The organism is Planotetraspora sp. A-T 1434 (assembly GCF_025420585.1).
In the GTDB taxonomy this organism is placed as follows: Bacteria; Actinomycetota; Actinomycetes; order Streptosporangiales; family Streptosporangiaceae; genus JAOEGB01.
In genome coordinates, this window is the sequence record NZ_JAOEGB010000035.1 from 60,243 (window position 1) to 66,643 (window position 6,401).

7 protein-coding genes are annotated in these 6,401 nt (G+C 63.5%); 3 read left to right on the forward strand and 4 right to left on the reverse strand.

The window, feature by feature from the left end; translation table 11 throughout:
- Nucleotides 1-70 precede the first annotated feature (70 nt).
- Both N5079_RS31820 and N5079_RS31825 read right to left on the reverse strand, forming a co-directional pair.
- Complete coding sequence (locus tag N5079_RS31820) at nucleotides 71-676, reverse strand: nucleotidyl transferase AbiEii/AbiGii toxin family protein (RefSeq protein ID WP_261587890.1); 606 nt, start codon at nucleotides 674-676, stop codon at nucleotides 71-73.
- 34 nt (nucleotides 677-710) lie between these two features.
- Nucleotides 711-1,031: a hypothetical protein gene (locus N5079_RS31825; protein WP_261587884.1), complete on the reverse strand. Its 321-nt coding sequence runs from the start codon at nucleotides 1,029-1,031 to the stop codon at nucleotides 711-713.
- Between the two features lie 790 nt (nucleotides 1,032-1,821).
- On the opposite strand from N5079_RS31825, the gene N5079_RS31830 reads away from it, so the two are divergent.
- Nucleotides 1,822-2,382 carry a DUF6461 domain-containing protein gene (locus N5079_RS31830; protein WP_261587885.1) on the forward strand — a complete coding sequence of 187 codons (561 nt, stop codon included), beginning with the start codon at nucleotides 1,822-1,824 and terminating at the stop codon, nucleotides 2,380-2,382.
- 220 nt (nucleotides 2,383-2,602) lie between these two features.
- Here N5079_RS31830 and N5079_RS31835 read toward each other — a convergent pair whose 3' ends face one another.
- The gene (locus tag N5079_RS31835) at nucleotides 2,603-2,995 is read right to left on the reverse strand and encodes a hypothetical protein (protein WP_261587886.1); all 393 of its coding nucleotides are present in this window, start codon (nucleotides 2,993-2,995) and stop codon (nucleotides 2,603-2,605) included.
- 552 nt (nucleotides 2,996-3,547) lie between these two features.
- Between N5079_RS31835 and N5079_RS31840 the strand changes: the two genes are divergently transcribed.
- Nucleotides 3,548-4,270, forward strand: a complete 723-nt coding sequence (locus tag N5079_RS31840) for a hypothetical protein (protein WP_261587887.1) — start codon at nucleotides 3,548-3,550, stop codon at nucleotides 4,268-4,270.
- A 92-nt stretch (nucleotides 4,271-4,362) separates the two neighbouring features.
- Here the strand turns inward: N5079_RS31840 and N5079_RS31845 are convergent, their stop codons facing one another.
- On the reverse strand, nucleotides 4,363-4,707 hold the full coding sequence (locus N5079_RS31845) for a hypothetical protein (protein WP_261587888.1): 345 nt from the start codon (nucleotides 4,705-4,707) through the stop codon (nucleotides 4,363-4,365).
- A gap of 590 nt (nucleotides 4,708-5,297) precedes the next feature.
- Between N5079_RS31845 and N5079_RS31850 the strand changes: the two genes are divergently transcribed.
- Entirely contained in the window at nucleotides 5,298-6,353 is a 1,056-nt protein-coding gene (locus tag N5079_RS31850; protein ID WP_261587891.1) for a GRAS family protein, read from the forward strand.
- The last annotated feature ends 48 nt before the right edge of the window (nucleotides 6,354-6,401 follow it).

Below are 6,401 nucleotides of genomic sequence, written 5' to 3' on the forward strand. Positions count from 1 at the left end.
CATGGGTGATCGCCCGAGCTAGGCGAAGGGCCGTCAGAGGGTGAACCAAAATTCACTCGTAATGAGCTGATCAGTCGTCGGCCAGTGCCGCTCGCCAATCGTTGAACCGGGATCGGAGCAACCGGACCTTGGGCTCAGTCAAGCCGTACGCGAGGAATTCGCCGTCCGGGTAGAGCTCCAGGGCGGAAAGCATCTGGGCGAAGACGGCTCGGTCGAAGCCGAGATCGCGGGACGCGGCGAGATCGAGCAGTTGTTCGCGGGTGAACCGGCCGGTGGATAGGAAGGCGTCGACGTCTATGAAGTCGCGGACTTCGGCTCGGGTGAACAGGGCTTCGACCTTGCCACCCGCGACATCGTCGAGGTGGACGACCGGGCCGATCTCCATGGTGACCGGTGGGTGCGAGCGGAGATCGGCGGCCAGTTCCACCTTGCTGGTCCGGCCCGTTGCGAGCTCGGAGACGCTGAGCCGCACGAACTGGGGGCTGTCGACGTCAACCTTGATCGCCAGGCCGTGTTCGATATAGGCGTCGCAGATCTTCGCGACTCCCTCGGAGAAGTCGTCGCGCACGCTGGAGGTGAACAGGTCGATGTCCTCGCTGGGCCGTTCGAGCACGCCGTGAGCTTGTACGGCGTAGCCACCCGCCAGGGCGAACCCGTGATCGGCGGCTGCCGTCAGGCGATGCCGGCCAGACGACGGTGGAAGTCGTCCATCAGGCGGCTTGACGCTGCAGCTCGGGGAACTGGTCGAGCCACAGAGCGCGGACGCGGGGGGGCAGGACCAATTCGGGCCAGAGCTTGCGCAGGAGCGAGGCGTTGAGGAAGCGTCGCAGGTCGTCAGGAGTGGCGCTTTCCCGGATCACCCGCATGTACAGCAGTCGCGCATCGGCGATCTGGTCTAGGTGGTAGCGGCGCTCCGGCCCCCAATCGAGATGTCTGGGCAGCATGACGACGCCCTCGACCGGCCCGGTGAGCTCTTCCAGAGTCGCGGGAACGACGTAAGGGCGGAGCGCTCCGTATCCCCTGGCGTCCATGCCTCCAGTGTGACCGATTCTGCGCTGATCGTCAGGTCGATCTTGCTAACGCGGTTGCTAACAACAGCCCTGGACGGGCATGGACGGTGCCGGAGCGATGCACCTCTGAAAAGGAGCTGAGATGCGCGCATGGACGGCGGTGGACGACCTTGATTCTGCTTGTAAACAGAAGGTCTGGGGTTCGATTCCCCAGGGCGGCTCTGATGTAGAAGGCCCCTGAACCAGCGGTTTCGCGGTCAGGGGCCTTGTGCTTTCGAAGGTCATCTGGTCTCTTTGCTGTCTTTGGGAGCCACCCTGGGAGCCACCCGCTTCCGTTGCCCCAGCAGAGCGCCGGAAGCGGACCGTACGGCGTAGCCGCCGAATTGTTCTCATAGGGATCAAGGGCGGCGCTGCGCGCCGCCTCGCGGCCCTGCGCCCGCTCGGCGGCCGGGCATGCGGCCTGGGGGCCGGCCACCGGGTCCAGGTCGTTCGTCCAGTTGGGCGCTCCACCTGGACCCGGTGGCCTTGGCCCGCTTCCCCTTCGGGCGGGTCGACGGCAGACGGGGTGATCAGGCAGGCCGAAGCGTGCGCGCCGCGCGGGTCAGGGCAGGTCACGGGCTGATCGTCGTGCAATTAGCCAGGTGACGAGGGGGGCAATCACGGTCACTCGTGACCGATCCCAAGCGCGGGTCAGCGCTCCTACAGACCGTAATCCATACAATTCCCAAGCTGGCAGCGCATGGACCACAGGTGAAGATGTCGGTGCCCTCTGCGATGATCCCGCGATACGCCCCAACGAAAGGCACATGGGATGAGCGGCGCGACGGCGGAAACCTATGAGTGGCTCTACCGGGAGTTCACTGATGGCACCCATGAAACGTGGCTCTTCACCACCTTCGTACGGGACCTGTCCCCTCAAGAGGCTCTGCGGCGGATCGGTGTCGTCCCTAGGCCGCTGAGCGACTCCGGATTCGGCATCGCGGCCTACGCGGCTGACGGCGGAACCGTTTTGATCGAATGCGGCTGGGCGGGGATCATCTACGACATGGCTGGCCCGCTGTCCGTGGGCACGTCCGCAGCCGCAGTTTTCGCCACCATCAAGAACGAAGACTTCGCCTACTGCGTCAATGATCAGTTGGTGACCACGTTCAGCCTGTACTCCTATTCCCTTCGGGAAGGCTTTGACCCTGACCGGCTCCAGAGCGATGTTGAGGACCTTGGCATGAACATCGACGGTGATCAGTTTGGATTTCCCGAGGACCCCATCCCCCGCGCTCTCGCCCTTGCCGAACGCGCCACGGGAGTCCACTTGTCTTCCGCCCGTTACGCCGGTCCCGCTCTGATGGGACCCACCGACCACCTTGCCCCCTAGTGGTGATAAGGAAGAGGTCAGAGCCATGATCACGTCCCAGATGCGTGCCAGAACGGACGGCGATCAGCGGTGAATCAGGGAGACTCACGGTCACTCGGCCCACACTGACCTGCACCCCTGTTTTCCCAGCTCAGCACGGCAAGATCAGTAGCCTATTCCCACGCTGATAGTTGGGATTGTAATGGTTGTCGAACCATCACGGGGGGCATGTGACGCGCGGTCAATCCCCGTAACAGTGCAACATCAAATCGGGCTCTGCGCGCCAGCTCATCAACAGTTTCCGCATGGCTGCCACTAACTCACGCTGTGCGTCATCGCTGGCAACTTCCTCCAGGCGATCGATATCAGCCTCAAGCTGAGGTATGTCTCGGCGATCGAGAACAGCGTCCGACCACGGGTCGAGCTGCCCGAGAATCGGCAGCCTGCTGCCCCCGGCATTGTTAACCAGCAGCAGTAGTGTCTCCACTTCCACGTCCAGCACCCAACCTCGCTGCTGCGCTGTCCTCCACTTCTCGACGTCGGCACGGCCGTGCTCACGACGCTGCACACGAGTAGCCCGGCGCGGGATCTTCGGACGAGGCTGCGGAGGACGCAACATCAACAGCAGTCCCATGCCGGTGACAGTACTGGCTCTGGTGCATGAACTTCACTGGCCGGCGCGCGTGCCCGTTCCGTGCCCGATGGAGCGGTGATCAAGGGGGAACAGCGAGGACTCAGGGGGACTGCGATCAGTCGCCCCAGCAGCAAAGACGCAGGCGGATCATGATCGGCTTACGTGTTTGCAAGCAGGCGTTCGGAGGCCGTTTGGGGAGCCACCTTGGGAGCCACTCGGACGTCCGGGCGGCCCCTCGAAGAGATTCCTATCTGCCACGCTGTCAAGGGTGAAAGATCGTACCAACTATGCAGGGCATGCCTTTTTTCCGGCACAATGGAATCAAGCTCGCATACTTTCCAATAAGTGGATAAGCGTAATAAGAAGGATGAAAGGTGTGCGAGTCGGAACTATTACCGCTAGTGCGGTGTCCAGCAACGTTCACGGCTCTAACGGCCCTCGCCTAACAAGGTCGGCGAACACGCCGATCTGGCAAGATTCATGGGTCAGCACACTAGGTCACGATGGGACGATGAGGCGGGTATGAGCAGATCATCTGACACGGTCATTGGCGTGCATGAGTCCTTAGCCGATCAGATGGCTCGGGTCGTCGAGCCCCTTCTCACGATTCAAGGGCTCACCGAAACAGACATCGAGTCCTACGACCTCAACCAGCTCCACGACGCCCTCGAGCGGCTCAACGACGCCATTGCCCATCCTGAGCAGTTTGGTTCACTGAAGGTGACGGCGGAGGCTGGGGTGATCATGGCCAGAACGCAGGCTGAGGGACATTTTGGAGCCCTCCCGATCCTGCTCGCGCGCAAGCGTCGAGTGCTGGAGCGAATCGCCGAGCTCCGCGAGTCTTCTGGGATCCTGTCACTACGCCAACTCGTCGATCAGGTTAGGGACGACCAGTTCCGGCAGGCGCTGGTCGGGCAGCTCGACAACCTCGAACAGGCTGCGGTCATCCAGCAGGAGGCCCGAGCGACGGCGGTGGCCGAAGAGGACGCTTCTAGGGCGGTCGAGGAGCAAGCCAAGAAGGAACGGCAGCGCATCGAGAACTTCCAGCGTCGATGGATGGTGTGGAAGGACATCCTCGGTAGGGAATCGGTCGCCAGCATCGTCGGGGCGTTCTTTCTCGTCATCTCAGGACTCGCACTTCTGATTGCCATGTTCGTCGGTGTCGAGGTCAGCGCGATCGTCAGCAACAGCTTCCTGGTGATCTTGGGTTACTTCTTCGGGCAGGGTGCAGAACGCCGGGCGGGCTCTCGACGTCAGGATTCCCTGCCGGAGTGACGGTGTGTCCATAAATCTTTGCCAGATTGGCGTGCTCGCCGACCTTGTTAGGCGAGGGCCGTTAGAGCTGGTGAACGTTACTGGACACCGCACTAGTTCGGTTCGATCGGCATGCCGAATTTCGTGGTGAAGACGAGGTCGGAGTCCTTCCACTTCTCGCCGGCCTCTTTGCGCGCGTCCTCCTGAACCCGTTGCCGGTGCTTTAGCGCGGATACACAAAGGCCGATGAGAGGAAGGGAGCTCTCGGAGTCCTCCGTCTTCGTGGTGTCGCGGTGCAGCAGTTGCCCGCTGACCCAAGTGAGCTGATGGTCGATCCACAGCTCGGATTTCTCGCAATCGACGCTGTCCCAGACGAGCCCGAGCACCTCGCCGCGCCGCAGGCCAAGCCCGAGGATCAGCACGTACGCCGCATAGAGCGGATCATCCTTGCTCTTCACGTACTCCAGGAACCGCCGGGCCTCGTCGACGCTCCAGACCGCCTGACGCTTCTTGCGCTTGCTCTTGGCCTTCGTCGGGAGTGTGTGGCCAGTGCCGCGACGTTCTTGGAGATCAGTTCTTCGCGTACGGCATTGCCCAGCGCGGCACGTAGGACACTACGGATGCCCGTGATCGTGCTGCGAGACGTCCTCGCGGGTCTTGCCGTACGCCACTTGCGGGTCCTCCTGCCTTCCGGCGTCGTGACCCAGACGTCCAGGACCAGGACCAGGACCACGATCACTGCTCGTCCTCGGTTCATCCAGCCAGCCTTACCCCAGTGGCACCGACGCCGGGAGGGTCAGCTGGTGTTGCACCGGGCCGGACGCTATCCGCCCGTCATGATCGGTTGGAAGTGGCTTCCAACCGATCATAAGGCGCCATACAAGTCGATTCCAAGAGCGCCGTCCCACCATGGCGGTGCGAGGAGAAAGCAGCTTTCTGCGTATGGATCTTCGTGTGAATTCGGTGTCGTTCTTTCCCGGAGATAATCGCCGCCGGACTGCCCTCATGAAAGGAAAAGGGGATCGACGTGAATGCCCATGCATTTGAAATGTTGTGCCAGGCCGTGGAAGAGACGCACGCGGGCCGAGCCGACACCGCCCGGCGCTGGCTGGACAAGTTACGCGGACTGATCGACCCGGAGAACGCGGGCGACGACTTCCTCTACCTGCTCTACCACGACGCGTTGGCCCGTCGGCTGGGAACCGATCAGGACGGGCGGGACAACCTCTACCTGCGCCGGTTCGAACGGCCGCAGATCGAATTGTTCGATCTGGTGGCCGAACACCTGCCGGTGGTGAAGCTGGCCGGCCGCATCGGCGGCGCCCTGCTCGCCCAGCATCTCGCCGGGCGGCGCACGGCCACCCTGCTGTCGATCGGCATCGGCTCGGGCGTCCAGGAGGCGGCGCTCCTGACCGAGCTCGCGAAGGACGGCATGGCGCCCGGACGGCTGACCGTCATCGGGGTGGACCCCGCGGTCGAAAGCCTCCACCAGGCCGAACGATCCCTCCGCGACACCGGTGTCACGCTGGACTTCCACGGGGTCGCCCGCTTCGCCGAGCACATGACCGACGATGACTGGGACCTGGTGCGCGGAGCGCCTCGCCCGCTGGTCATGAACGCCGCGTTCGCGCTGCACCACCTGCGTGACTCCTTGTCCGGCGCCGACGAAAGGAGCACGTTCTTCGCGAGGCTGCGAGACGCGGAGCCGGAGGCAGTGGTGCTGTGCGAGCCGGACTCCGATCATCATCGGGTGTCTCTGCCCGAGCGGTTCCACAACTCCTGGCAGCACTTTCACTACGTCTTCCGGCTGATCGACGCGCTGGACGTCTCGGCCGCCGACCGTAACGCGATGAAGCTGTTCTTCCGGCGCGAAGTGGCCGACATCGTCGGCACCGCCGACGACGAGGAGCGCTACGAACGGCACGAGCCGACAGCGCGATGGCTGGACCGGTTGCGCCATGCCGGGTTCCGGCCGACGCCCGCCCCCGAGAGCGCGCTGCCGGATACGGCCCATCCCGCCTTCGTCCGCCACGATCGCGACAGCGTGCGCATCGGATTCGACGGCGAATCGCTCGTGGCCGTCATCCAGGCAATGCCGGCGTAGGCGTAGGCGAGTTGATCAGCTGGTCGGTGCGTGGGCATGGGGGCCTAG

What these genes read in the sequence shown, in the direction of transcription:
- N5079_RS31825 (WP_261587884.1), bottom strand. Translation starts at nt 1,031, where the DNA reads ATGGACGCCAGGGGATACGGAGCGCTCCGCCCTTACGTCGTTCCCGCG.
- N5079_RS31830 (WP_261587885.1), top strand. Translation starts at nt 1,822, where the DNA reads ATGAGCGGCGCGACGGCGGAAACCTATGAGTGGCTCTACCGGGAGTTC.
- N5079_RS31835 (WP_261587886.1), bottom strand. Translation starts at nt 2,995, where the DNA reads ATGGGACTGCTGTTGATGTTGCGTCCTCCGCAGCCTCGTCCGAAGATC.
- N5079_RS31850 (WP_261587891.1), top strand. Translation starts at nt 5,298, where the DNA reads ATGTTGTGCCAGGCCGTGGAAGAGACGCACGCGGGCCGAGCCGACACC.